The organism is Candidatus Protochlamydia sp. R18, assembly GCF_000648255.1.
GTDB lineage: Bacteria > Chlamydiota > Chlamydiia > Chlamydiales > Parachlamydiaceae > Protochlamydia > Protochlamydia amoebophila.
Genome location: NZ_BASL01000752.1, coordinates 59,116 through 81,656, shown reverse-complemented (window position 1 = coordinate 81,656; position 22,541 = coordinate 59,116). Strand labels below are relative to the sequence as shown.

At 34.2% G+C, this 22,541-nt stretch carries 25 protein-coding genes and 2 tRNA genes; 14 read left to right on the top strand and 13 right to left on the bottom strand.

What is annotated here, in order from left to right; translation table 11 throughout:
* Positions 1 to 730: 730 nt before the first annotated feature.
* Genes TY19_RS25835 through nrdR form a run of 4 tightly spaced genes read right to left on the bottom strand, consistent with a single transcriptional unit; the run spans position 731 to position 2,882 of the window.
* Positions 731 to 1,426: a hypothetical protein gene (locus TY19_RS25835; RefSeq protein ID WP_042282074.1), complete on the bottom strand. Its 696-nt coding sequence runs from the start codon at positions 1,424 to 1,426 to the stop codon at positions 731 to 733.
* Positions 1,427 to 1,434: 8 nt separating this feature from the next.
* A complete protein-coding gene (gene lspA / locus TY19_RS25830; RefSeq protein WP_042282072.1) occupies positions 1,435 to 1,962 on the bottom strand; it encodes a signal peptidase II in 528 nt (175 codons plus the stop codon).
* A 16-nt stretch (positions 1,963 to 1,978) separates the two neighbouring features.
* On the bottom strand, positions 1,979 to 2,344 hold the full coding sequence (locus TY19_RS25825; RefSeq protein ID WP_042282070.1) for a TraR/DksA family transcriptional regulator: 366 nt from the start codon (positions 2,342 to 2,344) through the stop codon (positions 1,979 to 1,981).
* Between the two features lie 49 nt (positions 2,345 to 2,393).
* On the bottom strand, positions 2,394 to 2,882 hold the full coding sequence (gene nrdR, locus TY19_RS25820) for a transcriptional regulator NrdR (protein WP_011176344.1): 489 nt from the start codon (positions 2,880 to 2,882) through the stop codon (positions 2,394 to 2,396).
* A 419-nt stretch (positions 2,883 to 3,301) separates the two neighbouring features.
* On the opposite strand from nrdR, the gene mnmA reads away from it, so the two are divergent.
* Positions 3,302 to 4,450, top strand: coding sequence for a tRNA 2-thiouridine(34) synthase MnmA (gene mnmA, locus TY19_RS25815; protein WP_320408607.1), 1,149 nt, complete (start codon positions 3,302 to 3,304; stop codon positions 4,448 to 4,450).
* A gap of 325 nt (positions 4,451 to 4,775) precedes the next feature.
* On the opposite strand, the gene TY19_RS25810 is transcribed toward mnmA, so the two are convergent.
* Complete coding sequence (locus tag TY19_RS25810; RefSeq protein WP_042282065.1) at positions 4,776 to 5,132, bottom strand: Fur family transcriptional regulator; 357 nt, start codon at positions 5,130 to 5,132, stop codon at positions 4,776 to 4,778.
* 132 nt (positions 5,133 to 5,264) lie between these two features.
* Between TY19_RS25810 and TY19_RS25805 the strand changes: the two genes are divergently transcribed.
* Positions 5,265 to 6,083: a hypothetical protein gene (locus TY19_RS25805; RefSeq protein ID WP_042282062.1), complete on the top strand. Its 819-nt coding sequence runs from the start codon at positions 5,265 to 5,267 to the stop codon at positions 6,081 to 6,083.
* Between the two features lie 69 nt (positions 6,084 to 6,152).
* Here the strand turns inward: TY19_RS25805 and TY19_RS25800 are convergent, their stop codons facing one another.
* The gene (locus TY19_RS25800) at positions 6,153 to 7,223 is read right to left on the bottom strand and encodes an LOG family protein (protein ID WP_042282060.1); all 1,071 of its coding nucleotides are present in this window, start codon (positions 7,221 to 7,223) and stop codon (positions 6,153 to 6,155) included.
* A 309-nt stretch (positions 7,224 to 7,532) separates the two neighbouring features.
* Between TY19_RS25800 and TY19_RS25795 the strand changes: the two genes are divergently transcribed.
* From TY19_RS25795 to TY19_RS25780, 4 genes are all read left to right on the top strand, one after another.
* Positions 7,533 to 7,979, top strand: a complete 447-nt coding sequence (locus tag TY19_RS25795; protein ID WP_042282057.1) for an Hsp20/alpha crystallin family protein — start codon at positions 7,533 to 7,535, stop codon at positions 7,977 to 7,979.
* A 259-nt stretch (positions 7,980 to 8,238) separates the two neighbouring features.
* A complete protein-coding gene (locus TY19_RS25790; RefSeq protein WP_042282055.1) occupies positions 8,239 to 9,096 on the top strand; it encodes a metal ABC transporter solute-binding protein, Zn/Mn family in 858 nt (285 codons plus the stop codon).
* Positions 9,097 to 9,105: 9 nt separating this feature from the next.
* The gene (locus TY19_RS25785; RefSeq protein WP_042282053.1) at positions 9,106 to 9,843 is read left to right on the top strand and encodes a metal ABC transporter ATP-binding protein; all 738 of its coding nucleotides are present in this window, start codon (positions 9,106 to 9,108) and stop codon (positions 9,841 to 9,843) included.
* Between the two features lie 19 nt (positions 9,844 to 9,862).
* A complete protein-coding gene (locus TY19_RS25780) occupies positions 9,863 to 10,762 on the top strand; it encodes a metal ABC transporter permease (protein ID WP_042282052.1) in 900 nt (299 codons plus the stop codon).
* A 2-nt stretch (positions 10,763 to 10,764) separates the two neighbouring features.
* Here TY19_RS25780 and TY19_RS25775 read toward each other — a convergent pair.
* The 3 genes from TY19_RS25775 to TY19_RS25765 form a co-directional block, all read right to left on the bottom strand.
* Positions 10,765 to 10,852, bottom strand: a tRNA-Ser gene (locus TY19_RS25775).
* A gap of 160 nt (positions 10,853 to 11,012) precedes the next feature.
* The gene (locus tag TY19_RS25770) at positions 11,013 to 11,366 is read right to left on the bottom strand and encodes a hypothetical protein (RefSeq protein WP_052354895.1); all 354 of its coding nucleotides are present in this window, start codon (positions 11,364 to 11,366) and stop codon (positions 11,013 to 11,015) included.
* Between the two features lie 704 nt (positions 11,367 to 12,070).
* Positions 12,071 to 13,315: an NAD(P)/FAD-dependent oxidoreductase gene (locus tag TY19_RS25765; protein WP_042282050.1), complete on the bottom strand. Its 1,245-nt coding sequence runs from the start codon at positions 13,313 to 13,315 to the stop codon at positions 12,071 to 12,073.
* Positions 13,316 to 13,575: 260 nt separating this feature from the next.
* Here TY19_RS25765 and dnaB point away from each other — a divergent pair, with 260 nt between their 5' ends.
* Both dnaB and TY19_RS25755 read left to right on the top strand, forming a co-directional pair.
* Complete coding sequence (gene dnaB, locus TY19_RS25760; protein ID WP_042282048.1) at positions 13,576 to 15,027, top strand: replicative DNA helicase; 1,452 nt, start codon at positions 13,576 to 13,578, stop codon at positions 15,025 to 15,027.
* Positions 15,028 to 15,095: 68 nt separating this feature from the next.
* Positions 15,096 to 15,183, top strand: a tRNA-Ser gene (locus TY19_RS25755).
* Between the two features lie 72 nt (positions 15,184 to 15,255).
* Here TY19_RS25755 and TY19_RS25750 read toward each other — a convergent pair.
* Positions 15,256 to 15,456: a hypothetical protein gene (locus TY19_RS25750; RefSeq protein WP_042282046.1), complete on the bottom strand. Its 201-nt coding sequence runs from the start codon at positions 15,454 to 15,456 to the stop codon at positions 15,256 to 15,258.
* A 45-nt stretch (positions 15,457 to 15,501) separates the two neighbouring features.
* On the opposite strand from TY19_RS25750, the gene TY19_RS25745 reads away from it, so the two are divergent.
* The 5 genes from TY19_RS25745 to TY19_RS25725 all read left to right on the top strand — a co-directional run bounded on the left by TY19_RS25745 (position 15,502) and on the right by TY19_RS25725 (position 17,351).
* Positions 15,502 to 15,693, top strand: a complete 192-nt coding sequence (locus TY19_RS25745; protein WP_042282043.1) for a hypothetical protein — start codon at positions 15,502 to 15,504, stop codon at positions 15,691 to 15,693.
* Between the two features lie 534 nt (positions 15,694 to 16,227).
* The gene (locus TY19_RS25740; RefSeq protein ID WP_148300664.1) at positions 16,228 to 16,551 is read left to right on the top strand and encodes a hypothetical protein; all 324 of its coding nucleotides are present in this window, start codon (positions 16,228 to 16,230) and stop codon (positions 16,549 to 16,551) included.
* Positions 16,552 to 16,564: 13 nt separating this feature from the next.
* Positions 16,565 to 16,849 (top strand): hypothetical protein, encoded by a 285-nt coding sequence (locus TY19_RS25735; protein ID WP_042282040.1) that lies wholly within the window; start codon positions 16,565 to 16,567, stop codon positions 16,847 to 16,849.
* Positions 16,846 to 17,052 carry a hypothetical protein gene (locus tag TY19_RS25730; protein WP_042282039.1) on the top strand — a complete coding sequence of 69 codons (207 nt, stop codon included), beginning with the start codon at positions 16,846 to 16,848 and terminating at the stop codon, positions 17,050 to 17,052. The genes TY19_RS25735 and TY19_RS25730 overlap by 4 nt, the downstream gene beginning before the upstream one ends.
* Positions 17,053 to 17,078: 26 nt before the next feature.
* Positions 17,079 to 17,351: a hypothetical protein gene (locus TY19_RS25725; RefSeq protein ID WP_042282038.1), complete on the top strand. Its 273-nt coding sequence runs from the start codon at positions 17,079 to 17,081 to the stop codon at positions 17,349 to 17,351.
* 70 nt (positions 17,352 to 17,421) lie between these two features.
* On the opposite strand, the gene TY19_RS25720 is transcribed toward TY19_RS25725, so the two are convergent.
* Positions 17,422 to 18,513, bottom strand: a complete 1,092-nt coding sequence (locus TY19_RS25720) for a Fic family protein (RefSeq protein WP_193354040.1) — start codon at positions 18,511 to 18,513, stop codon at positions 17,422 to 17,424.
* 807 nt (positions 18,514 to 19,320) lie between these two features.
* Positions 19,321 to 20,130 carry a response regulator transcription factor gene (locus TY19_RS25715; protein ID WP_226988510.1) on the bottom strand — a complete coding sequence of 270 codons (810 nt, stop codon included), beginning with the start codon at positions 20,128 to 20,130 and terminating at the stop codon, positions 19,321 to 19,323.
* Between the two features lie 191 nt (positions 20,131 to 20,321).
* Between TY19_RS25715 and TY19_RS25710 the strand changes: the two genes are divergently transcribed.
* Positions 20,322 to 21,077, top strand: coding sequence for a hypothetical protein (locus TY19_RS25710; protein WP_042282034.1), 756 nt, complete (start codon positions 20,322 to 20,324; stop codon positions 21,075 to 21,077).
* A gap of 20 nt (positions 21,078 to 21,097) precedes the next feature.
* Here TY19_RS25710 and TY19_RS25705 read toward each other — a convergent pair whose 3' ends face one another.
* Complete coding sequence (locus TY19_RS25705) at positions 21,098 to 22,495, bottom strand: NFACT RNA binding domain-containing protein (RefSeq protein WP_042282033.1); 1,398 nt, start codon at positions 22,493 to 22,495, stop codon at positions 21,098 to 21,100.
* Between the last annotated feature and the right edge of the window lie 46 nt (positions 22,496 to 22,541).

The following is a 22,541-nucleotide window of genomic DNA, read 5'->3' as shown; positions in this document are numbered from 1 at the left end:
CGCTTGAATTAGAATAATTAATCTATCAAATTAGATCAGTTTATTGAAATAGCCTTACCTATTTAGCACTACCAAAAAATGGCATACCCAACCTTATCGACAGATCTTTCTTGATAGAAAGCCCTTTTTTTAAGGTGATTTTTTGTCGTTTGTAAGCATAAAAAATAGCTTGTACAGTGAAGCCGAAATGAGCGGTGATTATCTCTTAAATAGGCATCTGTTGAGGCTTGATGAATTTTAATAAAATTTTATCCTTTATCTTTCTAGGAGAAGCTACTCTTTTTTCGGCGCCAGATTTTCTTTTTTTTCTTTTAGACTCAATTCCAAATTATTTTAAGGCTATATAAGCAAAGATTTAGAAGAAGAAATGGAAAGACTTAGGCCACAAAATTGAGAATGTTAAGTGAAAGGAGAAGAGTTTTATAGCTCAGTCAAAAAGATGGATAGTTGAAAGAGCTTTTACATGGTTTGGTAAGTTTAGGAGCTTAAGCAAAAATTTTGAGCCGTATGCTACAGAGTGAAAATAGGATTTACTTTGCTATGGCCAACCAAATTGATGATTAAACAACTCTTTAAATTAATTAAATTCAACCATAGTCTCTTATATTAAATAATGATTTTAAGAGAGTTTAAATTTGAAGAAAAGAAATCTATCAAAAAAAATTTGTCTTTAACTAACATTAAGTTTGTCTTTATCAATCACACTCGTTCATAAAGAAAATAACGTTTGTTAAATTTGCACTAATAATTTTTTTTCATTTAACTGGGGATGTTTGTTGATCCAGCTTAAACATTGCTTTCCCAACCTGATAGGGACATTTATTATTTGTTGATTAATAAGAAATGAAGTGGGAGTTGTGTGATGTCTAACCCATCTTTGCAAACGTTTAAATAAAACCGTATTGGGAAATTCTTCATTTTCTCTAACATTTTTTACTTGAAAAGAGCGATCTTGAAAAAGTTGGGGATAAGAAAATTGAATACCCCAGTAAATGCTATGTTGGCCCAGAACCATCGACCGAAACTTTCCATCAGCCAAAGAGTAATCAAAGCGATGAGATTGCAACTGAATCACAGGTTTTTCCACTCGAATTAGTTTTTGTTCGTTAGCAACAGGTACTTCATAAAGGGCATTTAGATCCAGAGTAAAAACAGTCGAGAAAAACCGTCTAATGAGTTGATCATTCGGATACTGACCATTTTTCAAATTTTGAATATACAACGTATACTGTTTTAAAAATTCTTCTTGGGAAATATCACCTTCCGAAGATTTTAAAATACCGCTGACATTAAAAATCCAGAAATTTCCAAGCGCTGTCAATAAACATTTCATTTCTTCTTCATCTAATAAGACTGGGCATTGCAACCATTTTGAAGCTTGAAAAGGGGATTCCACTTTTGTACGAATAGGTAATGAAGAATACATGGGCACCGTTAAGACTTAAACAAAGAAAGAATAAACAATAAACCAATGCCAATTGAAATAAAGCTATCGGCAACATTAAAAACAGGAAAATCATATCCCCATAATACGAAATGAAGCATATCCACCACATGTCCATAAAAAAAGAAATCCAAGACATTACCAATTGCTCCTGCGATAATTAAAATCAAAGGAATTTGCCAGGCTTTTTGTTGGTTAAAGTGAAACAAGTACACACACAACCCAGCGATTAATCCTATACGAAAGAGCATCAGAGACAACTGGTAATTCCCAAACATTCCCCAGGCAGCCCCTTTATTCGTCATGTGGTTGATCGAAAACTCAATTCCCCCAAAATTCCTCACGACTTCCACCCCTCCATAAGGATACTTATATACAGAAAAATCCATGTGAGGAACAAGATGGAAAACGAAGAATTTTGAGATCTGATCCAATAATAAAATAGCTAACCCTATCCAGATAAAGCGAAAGAGTAATTGATTTTTATGAGTTGGTATAACTGAGAAATATTCATTCATTTACTTAACTTAAGTCCTATAGCAAACCTTTTTCAAATTTTTCTTGTGCTTTAACAGTCATGACCGCGTAAGGAACAGCGTCTAATCGCGCAATAGGAATATCTTCACCTGTAATATCACAAACACCATAAGTATTTTCCTCAATTTTTTCTAGAGCCCGATCAATCTGTCTTAAAATCCCATATTCTTTACTTGTGACTTCTAAACTAATAGTACGATCAAAGTCATCTGTCCCTTGATCTGCTTGGTGTTGAGAATAACCAGTCGCTTCATCAGGTGTTTTTACTTCCGCTGTTGATCCCTTTAATGAATGCGTAAGTTGCATACGCATATCTTCTAAACGTTTTTTAAACTTTGCAACTTCTGTTTTTTTTAATGCCATTTTTGACCTCCTATCGTCTATTTGCGCCTTTAACAATAAAGCTCGAAGCCTATAACAAATCCTTTAATATCGAGCAAGATTTGTCTTCGTCTTTGGATTGAATTGTTTTAATTGCTTCTTCTAACTCACCTAAATCTTTAAATCTTTTATACACACACGCAAAACGAATATAAGCGATGGGGTCAAGACTTTGTAAATGTTTCATGGCCATCTCACCTAACTGTGTGGTGCTTATTTGTTGTATTTGAGACTGCATTAATTCGTTTGTCATTTGAGCAGCTAAACTGATTACCTGATCATGGCTAATTTTGGTATGCCTACATGCAGCAGCTAATCCATTAATTAACTTATGTTGTTGAAAATCTTCATAAGTTCCATCTCTTTTTTGCACTTGTACTGTCAATTCGATTGTTTCAAAAGTAGTAAAACGCTTAAGACAATTCAAGCACTCTCTTCTTCTTCTAATCGCATTCATTTCCATTGCATCTCGAGAGTCAGTCACTTTCAATCCCTCAAATTGACAAAAGGGACATCTCATGCTCAATCCTCCATGAGTTCATTCATTTTCAGTCAAAGTTGTTCATACATCAAATTCGACTTTTCTTCATTGTATAAATTCAAACGTTCCTATTTAAAAATCGATTGAAATAATAAAGTTTCAACTATTCTCCATTTTTATTTTAGCAAAAAATGCCTTAATTTATTTATTCACCAAGGTTTTACGCAGAGAAGACAAAAAAATCAACTTTTAAATTATTATTTGTTTCAAAATCAAATTTAAATTTGAAATAATTTATTAAAAAAAACTCTTTAAATTAATTATTTAGTTTCTACAGTAGCTTTTCCCAATTTAATGAATTTCTCTGATTATTTTTTAATTAGTCCAACTTCCTATTTGTTTACCTTTGATGAATTCTTGATTTTTAAGAAAATGCTATTTATATTTATTTTTAAAAAATTAAAGCTAAAATAGTTATGAAAAATCAAAAAACTGTTGTCGTTGGCATGTCTGGAGGAGTGGATTCTTCTGTTTCGGCTCTGTTGATGAAAGAGCAAGGCTACAACGTGATTGGCCTTTTTATGAAGAATTGGGAAGAAAAAGATGAAAACGGGGTTTGCAGTTCAGCACAAGATTACGACGATGTACGCCGTGTCTGCGATCACATTGATATCCCCTATTATGCCGTTAATTTTGTCGAAAATTACAGAAAACAAGTTTTTACCCAGTTTATTGCTGATTTTCAAAAAGGATGGACACCTAATCCTGACATTTTATGCAATCGAGAAATCAAATTTAAAGTCTTTTTAGAAAAAGCCTTAGAATTAGGTGCTGATTTTTTGGCAACAGGTCACTACTGTCAAAATCTTATCCTTGATAAAGGATCGCCAGCTTTAGTTAAAGGGATAGATCACAATAAAGATCAAACTTATTTTCTTTACACACTCAACCAACAGATTCTACAGCAGGTGCTTTTCCCTGTTGGAGGGTTAGAAAAAAGCCAAGTGCGAGATATAGCTCGTAAACATCGATTGGTGACTGCCGAAAAAAAGGACAGCACTGGAATATGCTTTATTGGGGAAAGAGATTTTCGCTCGTTTCTCAGCCAATATGTGGCTATTCAACCCGGCGTTTTTCAAACATTACAAGGAAAAAATGTGGGAAAGCATATGGGCACAGCTTATTACACCTTAGGGCAAAGAAAAGGGTTAGGTATTGGCGGTGCAGGAGAAGCTTGGTTTGTGGTAGGTAAAGATCACGAACGGGGGATTGTTTTTGTAGAACAAGGAGCCAATCATCCAGCCTTATACTGTGACGAACTCATTGCCACCGATTTATCATGGGTTGCTGAAGCTCCCCTTCTTCCCTATACCTGCCAATCAAAAGTTCGTTATCGACAAAACGATCAATTCTGTACGATTCAACGGATTGAAAATGGGAAAGCTTTTGTAACATTCGATCGCCCTCAAAGAGCCGTCACACCTGGCCAATCAATTGTCTTTTATGTAGGTAATATTTGTCTAGGAGGAGGGGTCATTCAACAACCGGGACCTACTTATTATGATCAGGAAAAGTCCTTGCCTCACCAGAGCCCAAGAGATGACTAAAAATTATGTTCTTTCTGGTTTGAAATTTTGGCAAGGAGTAAGAAACCTGTTCGACTAATTCTTCAAAAAAAATTTACTCTCTTTTTATTTTTCTACACATCTTCTTGTTGTTTGCAAGCCAGGAATGAAATAGTGAAGTTTAATTAGCCCCATTTCAGCTTTGTTAACATTCTTTACAAGCTGTACATTTCTGAGGGTTTTGAAACAGATAGAAATAATTTTCTATGTGTTTTATTCCACATAAACAAAAAACTAATGCAACCAAAAGTAGTTTTTTTGATAAATGATGCATTTTCACCTCTTAAAATTTAAGTATATATTCGAATTAGGAATTACATTCTCCGCAAACACCGTGAAGAGTCACCTCACATTTTACTAATTGAAAACCTTCTGGAATGTGGGAGGAGGCATGAACAGCACTTTCTTCCACATCAAATAAGCGATTACAGGATTGACATAAAAAATGATGGTGTTCTTCTAAACCATTATATTCATAGCGAGGAGGTTGCCCAGGTAGCTGGACTACAACTAAAATTTTTTCTTCCATTAACATTTTTAAATTTCGATAAATTGTCGCTAAATTAATCGTTGTTAATTCTTCTAATTCTTGAGCACTTAAAGGGCGTTTAACTTGTTTAAAACAATTTAACATCGCACATCGTTGTCGCGTCATTCTTTTCATTGCCAACCGATATTTAAGTAAAGTTAGTAAACACAAAGGATTAGAATTCCTTATTGCTATTAATAATGCATTTGCAATAACATTACCGCTTTACTGTTTTTCTTGAAACAATTTTTTAAAAAGGAGCATACTATGTGTGGTGGGGGTGCATGCGTTGGACTAGAAACATTTAAACCTGAAATTAAAATTAAAAAATTTCAAGCCGGTACCCAAGAAGCCCGTGTATCTCTCTATTTGAAACCTAAAGAGCCTTCCCGTCGACTACTTTATGCATTTCAAAACGTCGCTTCAGCAGAAAAAATTGCAATTATCGTCAACGAGACTTTCCATCTATTTAATCGCCTTTTAAAATTATATGCGACTATAGAAACATATGATTTTTTTAAGAGTCTTCATGACGGTGCCCATGTTTTACACGAGGGGTTGCATGGGGTTAGCGTCCTGAGCGATTTGTTAAACATTGCAAATGGAACTTTTATCGTACTTACTAAACAACGGGAAAATCATCCCCCATTTATTGATATCGCTAAAACAGCTGCACGGGTTTCTCATTTTATCGCTCATGGATTATTTACAACATCATTACTTGGTAGACTCAAACTTCTTTCTTTAGATAAATGGGATCAACGACTAGCCTTATTCAGCTCTGCTTTAACATTACTCGGCTATACGATTCATACAACAAACCTTATTTGGAAGCATTTTTACTCCTCGCAACAACATGAACATTATTTTCAATCAGATTTAATCATTCAAAGTAGTGGACTATTGATTGAATCCGTTTTTATGCTTTCAGAACTCAACATGATTTCAACAAAGTTAGAATTTTCTTTTTTGAAAATAAGATCTATCGTCATGTTAATTCAGAGTTTAAGTGTTTTAAATCGCTTGCATCCTGAAAAACAAAAAATTCGCTTAACATTTCCCCCTCTCAATCCCTTTGCTACTTAATGAGAATTGAAGTACAACGATTAAAAAATAGTTTTTAAAGTTATTTTGCAAAATTTTTCCAAGTCAACCTTAAAAGCTATTAATTTTATCAATAAGTAAACGAAGGAGACCAAAATATCTTCTATTATGCTCAAAAGCGAGCCTGGGTAGCTCCAAATGATCTGTTTCTTCTTGGAGAGGTTTGGTAAGATACATTTTTCCCTCTTTTAAAAGTGAGGAAAATTCTTGATTTAATTGCTCTACCTGCTGATCTGTGAGTGTACTCAATAAACGAATGACTAAAACATCTTTGACATAACGACTTGAGTGATAGCGACGATAAAATTGCTGAATATGGGCAACAGCATCATTCACCGATGAAGAAAGATAAAATAAATTTAAATCCTCCGGACCGATCCATCCATTAGCTAACAAATTTTGACATAGGTAATCTTGCCAGGCTCGCCAGTAGGATCCATTTTCTCCTTCTATAAGAACAACGGGTAGAATATTAGCTTTTCCAGTTTGCATTAAAGTCAACACTTCAAATAATTCATCCTGGGTACCAACTCCCCCTGGAAAAGCAGCTATAGCGTCCGAATGACTCAAAAACATTAATTTCCGGGTAAAGAAATAACGGAAGTTAATTAATTTTGGATCTCCGGCTAAAAGTGAATTGGAAGGAGACTCAAAAGGTAGACGAATAGATAAACCAAAGCGGGATTCTTTTTCTGCTCCTTCCAGTCCAGCTCTCATGATTCCATCAGCAGCTCCAGTAATACAAACCCAGTTAAGGTTAGCCATAGCTGCTCCAAAAAATTTAGCAGCTTGATAATCGGGATGGGATTCAGGCGTTCTAGACGAACCAAAAATACTAATTCGTTTATTTACTGGATATTTATTAAATACACGATAAGCATACCGCATCTCTTTAAAAGCACGCGTCATTAATTTAAGTTGGCCCAGTGCAAACCCTTCTTGACCCATCCTTAAACTTGTTGCAATAATTTGTGCTATTAATACTGATTGAAATGATTCAGGGTCTGCTCCAATAAATTCTATTAACTCCTGAATTTTTTGTTGTAGCTTTTCTTGAAGCAAATTTTCTTCACTATTAATTAATAAATCGCCTTTAAGCAACTCTTTGTCTACATTTTCCATTAAAGAACCCTTTAATTATAATCAACAAACTTCGAGAGCATCAACAATAGATACTTAATGAAATTTACTTATATGCTCATTCGTGAATTTTTTTAGAGGTAAATTTCAATAACGGCTATTAACTCGACGCCTAATGAATTCATTTTCTCATTTATTTTTAATATTTGGTACTTTGGATTATTTCTTAGAATTGTTATGATGATGGGTGCCTAGTGAATCCATTTTCTTATTTATTTTTAATATTTGATACTTTGGGTTATTTCTTAGGAAGATTTTAATAATGATTAAAATTTATTTGGAGGTAGTCTTATGGATCGTGATGTTCAACCTCGCCGCTCTCTTTTTCGTCTCCCCTCTTCTTTACCTAATCTGTGGGATGAAATGGAAGATAAAATGAATCGTTGGATGGGATGGGAGGCCGATTCTGGAATTAGCATTTCAGAAGATGATTCTAATGTTTATGTAGAAGCTCATTTACCGGGTCTCAAGTCTGACGAAATAGACATTTCTTTTTATCAAAATACAGTTTGGATCAAAGGGGAAAAAAAACAAGAAGAAGTTTATAAAGATCGCAAATTTTATAAACGGTCCAAAACTTCTTATTTTTATCAAATAGATATTCCTACTCAAGTCGAAGAAAGCACAGAACAAGCCTGCTTCAAAGACGGAGTATTAACCATCACTTTTAAAAAAAATCCCCGTTTACAAGCACGAAAAATTGCACTCTCAGATAGTAGCGAACAAAAGACCGTGTAAAACAAATTCATCGCTCAACTAGATTCTTGTTTTGAAAGACGAGAATCTAGGTAATGGATGAAAAATTCTACACTGAGTATTGAAGAAATGATATAGTCATTGTTGAAATGACAATTGTAAGCAACAAAATTTTCTATCCATAAGCCTGACTACTCTTGATTAAAAATTGGCATTTCCTCAGACATATAATTAATATCCAAATTTTTAGAAGCGATAACTCTATTTCTTACAAAAACCCTTTCTTAAAGGATTACCTATTATGGGATGGCGCCCATTTTTTGTCATTTTAACAATCATTACTATTTTTCTATTTACCCTTCCCTCCCTTACCGCTATTCCAACTGTTTTAGTAAGCGTCGCTCCCCACCAATTTTTTGTGGAAAAAATTGCGAACGATACAGTTCATGTTCAATTAATGGTCCCTGCAGGAGCCAGCGCTCATACTTATGAACCGTCACCTAAACAGATGCTAGGAGCTTGTCAAGGAAAGCTTTGGTTTCGCATCGGCGAATCTTTTGAACAAAGAGCTATTCAATCGTTAACTAGTCATAATCCAAACCTTAAAATTGTCGATTTGCGCCAAGGGCTCGATCTCATTCATCAGGATAAACATACTCAATGTCATTGCTGTTCGGGATCTGAAGATCTCCATTTTTGGTTGAGTGCTCGACTAGCTCAAATTCAAGCAAAAACAATTGCTGATGCATTAATTGAAGCTTTTCCTGAATATAAAAAATTATATGTCAGAAATTTGAAGATATTTCAGCAAGAGCTTCAAGAACTTGATCAAACAATCCTAGAACTTTTTAAAACATCTTCCATCCATTCAGTTCTTGTTTCTCACCCCGCGTACGGATATTTTTGTAGAGATTATCATCTTCAACAATATTCTGTGGAGCTAGAAGGGAAAGATCCAACTCCTCAACAAATGACTAAGCTTTTAATTTGGGCTAAAGAACACAATATACGGACAATTTTTGTACAGCCCCAATATAATAATAAAGCTGCTCAGCTTGTAGCTGGAGAAATAGGTGCAAAAATCAGGCTATTAGATCCTTATTCTAAACTATATTTTAAAAGTATGCTTGAAATCGCTCATGCTTTTGCCGGAGAATAATACCTATTTATGTTGCCAATGATTAAAGTTGATCACCTCACATTTTGCTACGATAATTCTACTATTCTTTCTGATATTTCCTTCGAAGTAAATCCTGGAGAATTCATTGGCATTATAGGACCAAATGGTGGGGGCAAAACGACCCTTTTAAAATTAATTATGGGTTTTTTAAAACCAGAAAACGGTAAAATTGAAGTATTTGGTAAAAACCCTATTGCACAAAGTTTCCAACAACTTGCTTACGTCCCTCAGTCAATTCGATTTGATAGAGAATTTCCCATTTCAGTTTTCGAAGTCGTTTTATCTGGGCTTCTATCCCAACTTCCTTGGTATGGGCACTTTTCCAAAAAGGCTAAATTGGCGGCTTATGAAGCTCTTGAAAAGGTTGGATTAAAAGAATTCAGCCGAGAATCTTTCGGCACTCTTTCTGGAGGACAAGCACAAAGAGTTTTAATTGCAAGAGCTCTTGTTTCCAAACCCCGTTTGCTACTTTTAGATGAGCCTACAGCTAGTGTTGACAGCCGTGCAGAAGCTGATATTTATGCATTATTAAAAGAATTGAAAGGCTCTATGACAATTTTGATGGTCACACACGATTTACAAGCAGCGATTGAGCAAGTTGAAAGGTTACTTTGTATTCAAAGACATGTTTTTTCTTTACAGCCTGAAGAGGTTTGCGAACATTTCGCAGTGGGACTTTATCATACTCCTCTTATCCCAACCAAACAAACACCTACTTTTTTCTGATTTTCAAATTAAGGTGACTATGCCAACATTTTTTGAAGCCATCATGACCCATTCTTTACTCTTCTCAGCCTTATTAGCAGGATTTGCTGCCTCAATTGTCAGTGGCATTATCGGCTCTTATGTTATTGTAAAGAGAATTGTGTTCATTGCGGGAAGTATTTCACATTCAGTCTTAAGTGGGATTGGTCTGTGTATTTGGTTAGAAAGGACTCAAGGGATCCATTGGGCTTCTCCTTTACTTGGAGCGTTAACTGCCGCTGTTTTATCGGCATTGATCCTAGGCTGGATTCATTTATACTATAGACAAAGAGAAGATTCTGTGATTGCCGCCATTTGGTCAATTGGAATGGCTATTGGCATTCTGTTTATTTCTCAAACCCCTGGCTTCAATGTAGAGCTGACTAATTTTTTGATTGGCAACATTTTATGGGTTTCCCAGACAGATCTTTATATTCTTTGGGGATTGGATATTTGCACGATTTTGCTTGTTTTGTGTCTCCACAAGCGATTTTTAGCAATTTGTTTTGATGAAGAACAAGCTCGCTTACAAGGGCTTCCTGTTAATGGTCTTTACTTATTACTCCTGATTTTAATTGCTATCTCAATTGTTTTGCTTATTCAAGTTGTAGGAATTGTTTTGGTGATGACAATGCTGACGATCCCCGCAACGATTGCCAACTTACTTACGTCTAGCCTTTCAAAAATGATGTTATTGGCAATTTTTTTCAGTAGCTTATTTTGTTTAACAGGAAATAGCGTTGCTTATTACTTTGATTGGCCCACAGGAGCGACGATTGCTTTGATTGCAGGAATTGCTTATATCTTTAGTTTAACTTTTTTTCAGCTTCGCAAACACCTACACCTACCTTTACTGAGGGCAAAAAAAAAGGACTTTGAACATAAAATCCAAAGTCCCTGATACGGAAAGAGAGGGATTTGAACCCTCGATACCCTTTAGGGGTATGCGTCCTTAGCAGGGACGTGCTTTCGGCCGCTCAGCCATCTTTCCAAATTTTCTATTACGAAAACGACTATCCTAATACCCATCTGGTTTTTATGCAAGTATTGTTTCCAAAATGATTAAGAGAAAAGAAATTTTTGACCTACAAACATAAAACCCCAACCTATGATTGGGGTTTAAAAATTAGTGGGTTAAGAAAAAATTTTTCTTACTTTAAAGGAACTTTAAAATAGAAATTAGAACTTGTATCGTTATTTGAAGGATAGGAATAATAGTAAGAAGGTGAAGAATAATAATAACTACTTTCATGATACCCTAAGCCATATCCCAAGCCAAAACCTCCTAAACCATATCCATAATAGCCATTATGCCAATGTCTACTCTGGTGATCATGATGATGACCTCCATGATGTTTTTTTCCATGATACCCACCATGACCGCTACTATGATGATGTCCTTCTCCGTGTCCATGTCCTCCTTTTGCATTTACAAAATTAAAAGGTAGAAGAAATAAAGTTAGAAAAATTAATCCACAGACTCTCAATTTTAAGGTGCGGTACATAAGGCCCCCTTTTATATTTTTTAATGGACTATCTCACTATTTTGCAATAATCATGCCAAATTATTTTATTTAATTTTCATCTAAATTAACCTAATTAATATATCAATATTATAATTATAAAATATTTTTCATATTTTAATTTAATTTATCAAAAAAATGTATTCATTAAATGAAATAGTAATCAGTTTTTGTGTAAAAATATTTAAATTTTTACTAGAAATATTAACTTTTTTAGGAGTAAGGGAGGTATGCTATTAATAAAAACAACGTTAGATCTAGTAAAATTGCAGGGATGAGAAATTTTGTTGAGGAAATTATTCAAAAGGACAAAACATCTAGCAATATTTCCCGGAAATCTATTAAGTTATTAACCATACTTAAATAAAAATTTATCAATAGTTTTCATAAAACGGGAAGCATTTTTATCCGTTATAATTTACTTAAAACAATTAATTATATTGTCGATGCAAAATAGTTTGTTTTATTTGATAATTCTCATTTTTTTACCACTCATCAATTTCTAGTTTGTAAGATAGTACCTGACCTGATGGAAACTAACAAATTAATGAACAACCCATAGTTGCTTTAAAAGGCATATAGAAAGGCGAAGAACTTTCAGAATTCTTTTATAATTATGACTGCGAATTAATTAAGGATAGTTCTGTCAAAAGTATGAGTTTGCTTACATTGTATGAAGATAGTCTTTACTCTTGAATAGGTCGAATGATAACTCTGGCTTGTCGTCTGTTAAATAAATACAGAAAAATCCATTGTATCATCACGAGTAGACGATGGCCAAAACTGACCAAATAAAGAATATGAATAAAACACCAAATCAACCAAGCTAGAAAACCAGAAAATTTAAAATTACCTAAGATAGCTACAGCTCTTCCCCGCCCAATAGTTGCAATCATTCCTTTATCCCAATATAAAAATGGCTTTCGATTTGAAGGTAATATATTTTTTTTGATTAAGTTTGCTACATAATGTCCTTGTTGAATTGCAACAGGCGCTATTCCAGGTAAAAACTCATTTTTAGAAGACACTACAGCAGCAGCATCTCCGATGACAAATACATTTGTAAATCCAGGAATCGTTAAATCTGGCTGAACCTTTACTCTTGATTGTTTATCTAAAGGAACCCCTAAACTTTTAACAAGCGGAGAAGCTTTATTTCCCGCAGCCCAAACAACTGTAAAAGCAGGTAAAAATTTTTCATTCATATAAACACCTTGATCTGTGACTTGAGTCACAAAAGTATTTAAAAGTACTTCTACACCTAATTGCTTTAAATCTTCTAAAGCTCGATTTGCTAATTCTCCAGGAAAACTTGGAAGAATTTGTTGGCCTTCTTCTATCAAATAAATTTTAGAATTGGTGGGATTAATAGATCGAAAATTTTTGAATAGGGTGCGGTGAGCAAATTCCGCCATCGATCCGGCCATTTCAACACCTGTTGGCCCCGCTCCTATGATTACAAAGCTTAAAGAAGATTGAACAGCTTCTCGATTTTCACATCTCTCTGCTTTTTCGAATGCCATTAACATCTTTTCTCGAATACGAAAAGCATCTGCCACTGTCTTTAACCCTGGTGCAAAATTTTCCCAGTTATCATGCCCAAAATAGGTATGCCTTGCCCCAGGAGCAAGAATTAAATCATCATAATAGAATTGTTGTCCGTCAACGGCTTGTATGTATTGGTTTTCGAGATTAATTTTCTCAATTTCAGCCATCAAAACTCTGACATTGGACTGATTTTTTAAAATTTCTCTTAGAGGGGTGGTAATATTTTCAACAGATAATGCTGCCGTCGCTACTTGATATAACAAAGGTTGAAAAACGTGGTGATTAGTTCGATCAATTAATAAGATTTCTACCTGGGCATTTTTGAGAGATCGGACAGTATTCAATCCTCCAAATCCTCCCCCTACAACAATTATTTTACGCATTTATCTAACCTTTTTTTCAAATAGACTTTAGATACGGAATGATTTATGGTGATAACCACCTAAGCTTGGAATTTTTTTATCCAAAAGTAGTATTTGAAAAGATTAAGCCGAAGAAAATAGCCATTGCTAATTTTAAAGTTTTATCCTTTCAATATGTGTAAACAAAAATTAACTTTCAGAAAAGAAACTTCTTGTCATCATAGATGAAAGAAATTTCTGCTCATACCTATTTATTTTAAAGATTAACATTAAAAATTGCCATGACAGAAGCTAACGTTAAAGTTAAAATTGCTCCACACTCTAAAGAATCAGAAATGATGGTTATTGGCTGCATGCTGACAAGCATCAATAGTCTGAATATTGCATCTGATGCTCTCGATGACTCTGACTTTTATTTTAATGAACACAAAATCATTTTTCAAATCCTTAAAACTGCTTATAAAAAAGATAAACCGGCCGATATCCATCTTGTTGCCGAGGAACTCAAACGTGTAGAAAAACTAAGTGCTGTCGGTGGTGTTTCTTATTTAGCTACTTTAGCTCAATATGCCGGAACGTCGGCTTTTATTGAAGAGTATGTTGAACTTGTCAAAAATAAATCGATTCTCCGACGCATGATTCATGCTGCTCAGATAATTGAAAAAAGTGCTTTAGAAGAATCACAAGATGTTCAAGTTGCTTTAGATGAAGCTCAACAACTTTTTTTTCAAATTGGCCAAACCTCTAATCCTACATCAGGACTCATTCTTCAAGATATTTTTTCCGGATTAAAATCTGAATCGGGACTTCCTTATTTAAAAGAATTACAAGAAAAACAAGAGAGGTACGCTCAACGAGGGCCAGAAGATTCGGGAATTAGTGGAATCCCCTCTCATTTTATTGATTTAGATAAAATGATTAATGGTTTAAATAACTCAAATTTAATGATTTTAGCCGCCCGCCCAGCAATGGGAAAAACTTCTTTTGCCATCAATATTGCAGAAAATGTGTGTTTTAAAAATAAAATTCCTGTCGGTATTTTCTCCTTAGAAATGTCAGCTGAACAATTAGTTCATCGCATTGTTTGTTCACAAGCAGAAGTCCAATCCGATAAAATTAAAACGGGTGCTTTGGATGGAGTGGAATTTCAACGCATTGTTAGCTGCGTCAATGACATGCAAAACCATGTGATGATCATTGATGATCAAGCAGGTTTAAAAATTACCGACTTAAGAGCTCGTGCCCGAAGAATGAAAGAAAGTCACGGTATTGGGCTTCTGATTATTGATTACCTTCAACTGCTTTCGGGATCGGGTTCTAATCGCACCTCAGAGAATCGACAAAACGAAATTTCAGAAATTTCCCGTATGCTCAAAAACTTAGCACGCGAATTGAACATCCCTATTATTTGTTTGTCTCAATTATCAAGAAAAGTGGAAGAACGTCCTGGACACCGCCCCATGATGAGTGACTTACGAGAAAGTGGAAGTATCGAGCAAGATTCTGATATTGTGATGTTTCTCTTAAGACGCGAATACTACGATCCTAACGACAAACCAGGAATGGCCGAGTTGATTGTCGCTAAAAATAGACATGGAAGTGTAGGTAGTGTCAATTTAACCTTTCGAAAAGAATTTGCACAATTTGCAAATTACTCTCCTGTTCGCTACGATCCTTCTCAAATTGATTCAGAAACTGAGCAAGCATTCAGTCATTTTTCCCCCTCATCTTAATGAAAAGAAAAACTAACTGATAAAAGCTTGCATCATAAATCATCTTATTTTAATCTTTTCGCTTCTTTGGAGGGGTGTCCGAGTGGCTTAAGGAGCACGCTTGGAAAGCGTGTGTACGTTAAACACGTACCGTGGGTTCGAATCCCACCTCCTCCGACAATTGGGATGATCTGACACTGCTATAAGCCTATCAAACGTCTCACGCAGTGTTATGATCAACTTTTTGGCCTACATTTCTAATTTCGAAAATAAGAAATTAAGATTTTGCCGTTTTTTTTCTACTTTCGAACTTTCATAGAGTTTTCTTGCACGTTGAGCTAAATTCAGGGAAATTTTGACAGTAACAATAACTGCACAACCTATAGAACGAGTGCGGCAAGAGATTATTCCAACCTCACCTCTAAAAGAGGCTTTCCATCCATTTGCCATTAAAGTCTCAGAAAAAAACTTCCTCCTATTTCCTCTAAAGAAGAAATGCGCCTAAAAGCGCAAGAAACCGGCCAGTTAGTTTTGGATAAACACGTCAAACTCCGCAACGACATTCCTTCTTATGGATCGGAAAGAACACAAGCAATTAAATTTATAGAAGAATTAAAAAGCGTTGCTGATGTTATTGAAACTCGATGGAAAGACTTCGTTTATATTGTGCCTAAGAAAACAGAATAGACTCAAAAAAATCTCACTATTCGTAAGTATAACAATGGGGTCATTGAAGAAGTTCAATCTTTAAGAGAAAGTGAAGGTGGAGATCGGTGGACTTATTGGGAAGGACGAAGAATTTATCCAGATGGTGTAATAGAAACAGGAAGAGTTGACGATTTTCGCTGGCATAAAGGAACGCATACGGAAAAGGAAACAAACACATATCGGCTTCCAGATACTTTAGTAAATAGTTATAGTCTAGACCGTGGCTTAATTTATGCTGATATAGAAGGAGAAAAACGACTCATAGTTATAAATAAAAAACCAGGTTCTGGTGATTATAGTTTCGAATACATTCAGGTAAAAGAAGAATTCACTCCAACACTTACTGAAATATTGAAAAAGAAAACTGATGTTCATGAAAAGTTTCTTCAAGAGATATTATCAAGTCCTATTAATTGTGAAGAATTTATCAACTTTCTATTTAAAACAAATGCAATTTTCTTTTTAAAAACCTACCCTTTACAAATTCTATTAAAGATAATTCAAGAGAAGGGATTGGTTGTAAATTTACATCGACAGCATCCAGAAACCAAGGAAACACTTCTTGATCGCTATTCAGGAAATGCGAAAATTTTACAAAATTTACTCGCTATAGACCCTACTTTAATTCAAAGAGCAGAAGGGGCAGAAATTGCTTTTGTTCGTGCTCTTCTAACGGGAAAACAGAAGGGAGCAACCATATTGTTTAATGCTATGGAAGCACAAAAAATCCCTCTATTTCCTCGAGAGCTTCTTTTTAAGAAAGTAGTATTTTCAGAAAGTGAAGTAATTCTACAGGAATTGAGAAGTTTATCCAGAGAAGATCAACAAATCGTATAAATTCGTACGAACCATGAAAGTATTGGGCTTTGGTAGAAATGAAGAATTACTCATGAGGGAAGGACCATCGATTTTCGGTTGCAATACGGATACTCTTGAAATGCACGAATGCTTGCAAACTTTTTTAACAGGCTTGCGCTCTCAGAAGCTTCTTCTAACACAAACAGAATTTAATCATCTCTCTTCAGAAAATTACGTAGAAAAAGGAGAAGACATTGATCGCATTCTAGGAAGGGATTACATTGAAAGAAAAGCACGTGAGCTTAGTTTAAGACATGTTAAAGTGCCCAAAAAATGATCGTAATTGATGACGACAATACGAACATAAAGCTTCGTACAAGTGCAGGTCTCGATATCGAAGCTTCCATAGGTGGTATGACTGTTTATGCAGAACGAATTCGAGGATCAAATAGAAAAATAACTTCTGAAGAAGTTTCTGAATTACTTCGTCTTTTCGAAGCAACAGGTTTTAGCGATATCCATTGGGGAATGTCATTATAGCTGAAGATGGAGTCTATATAATAGATATGGAATTTACAAACTTTTGGGTAGCAAGATTCTATTTTGAAAATGGCCGCCATTATGCTGAAATGGCGAAAATTGTCCATGCACTTCCAACTGAGCAACAACAAATATTAATCGATGAATTGAATATTAAAATCGAAACTTATCAGAAGAATGAAGAAGAACTTAATAAGCAACGAATGCTTCGCTTAACAGTAGAGCAAGCTGCTTTACAGAAAACTGGATGCTTTTATGGCCCTTATTTCACCTTTCCTGTTAATGAGATGATCACCTAATTTTTACGCTAAAAATAACTCAAGCGTTCATTTCATAATTCAATATAGGGGAAAAATTTCCCCTATCCATCTAATTGATTAGCTTCTGATAACCAACAGATAACTTATATTTTCGTCCTTTATTTGATGAATCAACCATAGTTAAGAAGCCACTTTCAACCCAACTTGCACAAAGGACCGCACTTGTACGTGGTTTAAATCCAAATAGTTCACCGATTTGCCGACTAGTAATTGTTTCAAATTCTTGGAATAATTCAAGTACCTTGCGTTGTTTGGGATCAAGTTTTCTAATAAGAGCACTTTGATCGGGTGAGCCTTGAGTTTTGGCTTCATCCATGCGTTTTAAAACATTTTCAAATGCAACAGCCATTCCTTCTACAAAATATTCCACCCATTTTGTAATATCTGCTTCAGCACGTCCCATATAGTAATTATGAGATTCTCCAATGCTAATTGCTTCGTAGTAAGCACCTAGATTCCGAGCATAGTATTCTTCTAAAGAATAAAGTCCTTTTAGATCATATCCCCCTAAATGTAAAATTAAAGTGGTAAGTAATCTAGCTGTTCTACCATTCCCATCATAATAGGGGTGAATGGTTGCAAACTGATAGTGGGCAATTCCTGCAATAATAGGACAAGGCAAGTCAGTATTTTTATTAATCCAATTTACCATACCTGTCATCAAGCTTTTTACGTCTTTAGCCTCAGGAGGCATATAGACAATTGCTTTTGTTCTACCATCTCGAATAACATTCTGACCATCTCTATATGCAGTTGGTTTGGCATTTCCTTTGCCATTGGCCATCACAAGTGCATGAAGTATCTGGATCATTTTTTCTGCAATGCTTACACCTTGTGCTGCCCATTTTTCTAATTGAGTTAATGCAGCATAGTAGCCTTTTATCTCATGTTCATCGCGTTCACGTCCAGGAAAGTGACCTTGGTGCTTTAAAACTTCTTCTACTTGATCTGGATCCAGCCTATTTCCTTCAATCATTGTGGAATAATGAGTGGTATAAAGGCGTGCTGTTTCTCTCAAAGAACTAAGGACTGTTGGCGTTAAGGGTAAATGCAATATTTTTTGCTTGGCTGCTTCAATGCGAATCAGACAATTCATGATTTTTGATGAAATGGTATAATTTGGTTCAAACTTTATCAGCATAATAATGGCTCTTTATCTGCATTAGATGATGCCTGTATTATGCAGATAAAATGCAGAAAAAGCAAGGTGCCCTTTATCATAAGACAATATTTAGAACTCAAGCAGCAAATGGAAGTAGTTCCTTTAGAGTAACATCAAATTCACGCCATTGAAAAGTTCGAAGACTGTCCCATGTTTCCCGATCTCTTTAAGCAAATATTGTTTACAATTCACTTTTCTTTGCAAAAACTAATTTTACAAAAAATTTAATCAAGTAAAAAAGCCTTTTAGGTATACTGGCCATTTTTTTTGTAGCATATTCAGCCTTTTTATGAAAAATGTGAATAAGCTCCAAGTAAAATAACTGGCATCTAGACGATTCTATTTTATCCAATACACCATTAATCTTTTTTGTAACGCTAGTTTTAGCTTAGTATAACGCTTTAGATTAAGCAATAAGTCTGAAATACGGCTCATATCTTAGTCCAAGCTACATGTTTTCCTTTCTGAGTAACAGAAACTTATGAAAGGTAATTTAAGGCCGTTGATATGCAGTAATTTTTTTCGCTTAACTAACAGGAATTTTTCAACTTTATCAAGTTTGATGTAGGTACCCAAAGAAATTGAAGGCTGATCTGTGAAGAGCTTCAATTGAATTTAATATTCATCGTCTTTATAGATTTATCAAACAACATCGACATCATACTCTAAAAGCTGAGAAACTCAAATAAATAGAAAAAAATAGAGATTCGATTGCTGGAACAGATGAATATTGAGAAATTACTAGTGCTCCCCCTTTAAGGACGATAAGTTAAAATTAATATGCATCTAATCAAAATAGCCTGTTGATATAATTTCCTGAGCTTTTTGAATAAGTTCAACTTTAGAAGTGCAACCTAGCTTGCATTTTATTGTCACGATATAATTCTCTACGGTTCGTTTAGATAATTCAAGCTTTGTAGCGATATAATGAGCCGGATAACCATTTGATAGAAATTTAACGAGATCGCTTTCTCGAGGAGTTAGTGAAAAAATTTCATTGAAACCCATTTTCTTCATAAATTCTTCTTTCTTATTAGGAACAACCGGTATTGTAGGCTGTTCATAGAATAGTGAACCAAATTGTTTAGAAAGGTTAACTGGATGATCATCTATTAGGTCAAAAATTTTTTTATTTTCTTTCCTAAATTTTTTAATAAAAAAGCGTAAAGCTGGTAACTCGTTTAATAATCTTTGCTCAGCATAAGGATCATTAAAGCGAGTAGCAAATCCATACGCTTCCACCCCTTCAGTTGTGTTATAAATTAGATTAATGTTAAAATTAATTTGAAAATCGTTCCAAGCAATGTCTAAAACTTTTTTATAGTTTTTATCAACATTTGTTTTCATTAAATTAATCCCTTTTTGCAAATAATCAGGATGACGTAAACAAGAAAAATAACTTAGCATATTATTATCAAAACAAAATTCATTCCATGCTGAATGTGTTCCTAAATAAGAATAATCACCTGAAAAAGTAATTTTATAATACCAAAAATGGTTAATCCCAAAGCTATGTAAAGGCATGACCGTTTTTATCATTTGATTATAATAGGGAGAAGAAGAGACTTTTCTTAACATTTCTTGAAATGGTTTCATTTTTTAAAAATTTAAATTTTTATTAATAATTTTAATCTTATGATTTGGGCACTTATGAAACGTCATTTTTCAGTTTTAGCGGAGATAGACCAAATAGTATTTTTTACTTTATTTTAGAGTATTTAACGCTCTTTTAAAAAATTAATTTTCTGCTGAAAATTAGCGAATTATTAATTAATGAAAATTGCCAGATGAATAAATATACATGGAGAAAGAATTTTACAGCTATTCTTTCAAATCAAAAAGAAATTATTAAAGGAAAGTTAGCTTTTAAGACTGAAGAAACTCATTGGTTGGAAACCGAAAAACCGGTAATTATTCTCATTAGCACCCATTCTTCATTTCATGAAAAAATTAGTGGCGATTTAAAAATGAATGCTTTTGTCTCCACTATCAGAAATCATGTAAAAGGCAAAATTACTGTTTTACTTTCCGATCGCGCACATATTAATACAATGAGCCTCCGATTTCAAAACGATCTACAGAAAGCCCAGGAGGAGTGTTTAATCAAAGCTCACGCTCTTCGCAATCGATATCAATCTTATTTTGAAAACTGCAATGTCGTTTATGGTCATTCTTATATTTCCCAAAATAAAAATTTTGCTTCTTTCTTAAAAGTAATAGAATCTCTAGCTGAAAATGACTCAACTTTTCATGAGCTTTTATTAAAAGACGCGGAATCTGCCTATTCCAACACTTTTATACACTTATTTCCCGATAAAAATCTATTTATCAAAAACACAAGAGAGGATATTTTAGCACAATGCGCAAGCTCATTAGTTCTTATTGATAAAGGTTACCGCTATCAGTTTTATCCAGGAAGTTCTTATGAGTCGTTAGATTATTTAAATCGGGTTTTTATCTCTCAAGAAAAACAGTTATCATGGATTCGTGTTTTTTTAACGATTGAGAAAAAAACAATTCTTCATAATATCATGCAAAATTAAGTTATTCAAAAGATAAAAAATCAATTATTTGGCAACTTTTGTCTTTTTAGAATGGCTTGGTAACGCTCTAAATCAAAGCGAATCCAAACAGATCGATGTTTTGAGATTTGTACTTTTCCAAGCTGATTTTTTCCCATTCGTGAAAGAAACTTTCGTTGAGTCATGCAAATTTCTGCTTCTTGCCTAATTTTGGCTTTACTGTTATAAAGTGCTAGTTGCATGGCATCGGCTAAAGTTTCTTCATCTGGATCTTGACCTTTTTTAGTCCGAATCACAATGTGTGATCCAGGAACATCTTGTGTATGTAACCACCAATCAGAACCTTTAGCCAGGGCAAATGTCATCCGATCATTGCCCTTATCATTTTTTCCTACCCAAATTGTGGTATTAGTGCTTGATAAAAATTCTCTATAAGGTAGTTGTTTTTTTTGTAATTGTTCTGCAGCTTTTCGAAGAACTAATTTTTTAGATTTGAAAGAACTTAATTCTTCAATCCTGGTCGTTTTTTGCAGCCTATTTAATTGATCGACTTGCGTAAGTAAATCTTGATCGACGTAGAGAAGTTGTTTTTCTAAATGTGGTAAACCTATTCGAAGTTTTTTAGCTTTTTTAAAGCGATATTTGAGTTGTTCACTAGGAAGGAGCTCTGGATCAAGCTTTAAACATACTTCTTGGTTTTTTAACCAATCCCAAAGCGTTAATTGAGACATTCCTTTTTTAAGTTGAGAGAAAGAAGACTTTAAAAGTTCTCCTTCATGTTGAATGGTTTCCCAATCAAGGCACTCTCTTTCTGCTTTTAATAAGTTTTCTCGTTTTTTTTGAAGTTTTTTTATGCCCTTTCTTAAATCTTTTTCCAACGCCAACTTTTCTCGTTGAAAAAACCATTCCTGTTCAGCTCTTTTATAAATTTCTTCTAGCTGTTTAGAATCTTTTAAAACGACAGAAGGCTGTACCTGTAAAGGAGAAAGAAAGGGTAATTGATAAAATTTTTTTGATACAGGATAAAGAGAATATAAAATTTTTCCCTGTCCATCTAAAAGGTGATAATTAGGATGTTTCGTAAAAAACTCGCATATAAGGGAAAATTGGCTTTGATTTTTTCTAAAGCCAAATTTCAAAATACGATCTTGATTTAATTGTTCAATCTCTACCAGAATTGCCTCTGATAAATAATGTTGCCAAGAATTTTCCATCAAGTTTGCAAGAGGAAAAATTTTTTGTTCTGTTAAATAAAAGCATATCAAAGGGGTCTGAAAACTTAAAAAAAGGGTTTTGACGTTATTTTCCTTTTTAAATTGAAGAAAAAATTGGGTTGTTTTATGGGAATGACAAATAAAATAAGAAAGTCCAATCAATTGTTGACGTATCTCAGAAAGTAAAGCAGTGATCTGCAGCGCACTAAAAACAGGTAGATTCATGTTTTTATTATCCAAGAAATATTAAGTTTTCGTCAACGTGGATAAA

Bases quoted from the DNA above. Each gene is read 5' to 3' on its own strand.
- dnaB (WP_042282048.1), top strand. From the start codon at position 13,576: ATGACAGAAGCTAACGTTAAAGTTAAAATTGCTCCACACTCTAAAGAA.
- TY19_RS25725 (WP_042282038.1), top strand. From the start codon at position 17,079: ATGGAATTTACAAACTTTTGGGTAGCAAGATTCTATTTTGAAAATGGC.
- TY19_RS25805 (WP_042282062.1), top strand. From the start codon at position 5,265: ATGTGTGGTGGGGGTGCATGCGTTGGACTAGAAACATTTAAACCTGAA.
- TY19_RS25705 (WP_042282033.1), bottom strand. From the start codon at position 22,495: ATGAATCTACCTGTTTTTAGTGCGCTGCAGATCACTGCTTTACTTTCT.
- TY19_RS25720 (WP_193354040.1), bottom strand. From the start codon at position 18,513: ATGCTGATAAAGTTTGAACCAAATTATACCATTTCATCAAAAATCATG.
- TY19_RS25780 (WP_042282052.1), top strand. From the start codon at position 9,863: ATGCCAACATTTTTTGAAGCCATCATGACCCATTCTTTACTCTTCTCA.
- TY19_RS25770 (WP_052354895.1), bottom strand. From the start codon at position 11,366: ATGTACCGCACCTTAAAATTGAGAGTCTGTGGATTAATTTTTCTAACT.
- TY19_RS25790 (WP_042282055.1), top strand. From the start codon at position 8,239: ATGGGATGGCGCCCATTTTTTGTCATTTTAACAATCATTACTATTTTT.
- TY19_RS25810 (WP_042282065.1), bottom strand. From the start codon at position 5,132: ATGAAAAGAATGACGCGACAACGATGTGCGATGTTAAATTGTTTTAAA.
- lspA (WP_042282072.1), bottom strand. From the start codon at position 1,962: ATGAATGAATATTTCTCAGTTATACCAACTCATAAAAATCAATTACTC.
- TY19_RS25835 (WP_042282074.1), bottom strand. From the start codon at position 1,426: ATGTATTCTTCATTACCTATTCGTACAAAAGTGGAATCCCCTTTTCAA.
- TY19_RS25825 (WP_042282070.1), bottom strand. From the start codon at position 2,344: ATGGCATTAAAAAAAACAGAAGTTGCAAAGTTTAAAAAACGTTTAGAA.
- TY19_RS25750 (WP_042282046.1), bottom strand. From the start codon at position 15,456: ATGGCAAATGGATGGAAAGCCTCTTTTAGAGGTGAGGTTGGAATAATC.
- TY19_RS25800 (WP_042282060.1), bottom strand. From the start codon at position 7,223: ATGGAAAATGTAGACAAAGAGTTGCTTAAAGGCGATTTATTAATTAAT.
- TY19_RS25745 (WP_042282043.1), top strand. From the start codon at position 15,502: ATGCGCCTAAAAGCGCAAGAAACCGGCCAGTTAGTTTTGGATAAACAC.
- TY19_RS25730 (WP_042282039.1), top strand. From the start codon at position 16,846: ATGATCGTAATTGATGACGACAATACGAACATAAAGCTTCGTACAAGT.
- nrdR (WP_011176344.1), bottom strand. From the start codon at position 2,882: ATGAGATGTCCCTTTTGTCAATTTGAGGGATTGAAAGTGACTGACTCT.
- TY19_RS25735 (WP_042282040.1), top strand. From the start codon at position 16,565: ATGAAAGTATTGGGCTTTGGTAGAAATGAAGAATTACTCATGAGGGAA.
- TY19_RS25710 (WP_042282034.1), top strand. From the start codon at position 20,322: ATGAATAAATATACATGGAGAAAGAATTTTACAGCTATTCTTTCAAAT.
- TY19_RS25765 (WP_042282050.1), bottom strand. From the start codon at position 13,315: ATGCGTAAAATAATTGTTGTAGGGGGAGGATTTGGAGGATTGAATACT.
- TY19_RS25715 (WP_226988510.1), bottom strand. From the start codon at position 20,130: ATGAAACCATTTCAAGAAATGTTAAGAAAAGTCTCTTCTTCTCCCTAT.
- TY19_RS25785 (WP_042282053.1), top strand. From the start codon at position 9,106: ATGTTGCCAATGATTAAAGTTGATCACCTCACATTTTGCTACGATAAT.
- TY19_RS25795 (WP_042282057.1), top strand. From the start codon at position 7,533: ATGGATCGTGATGTTCAACCTCGCCGCTCTCTTTTTCGTCTCCCCTCT.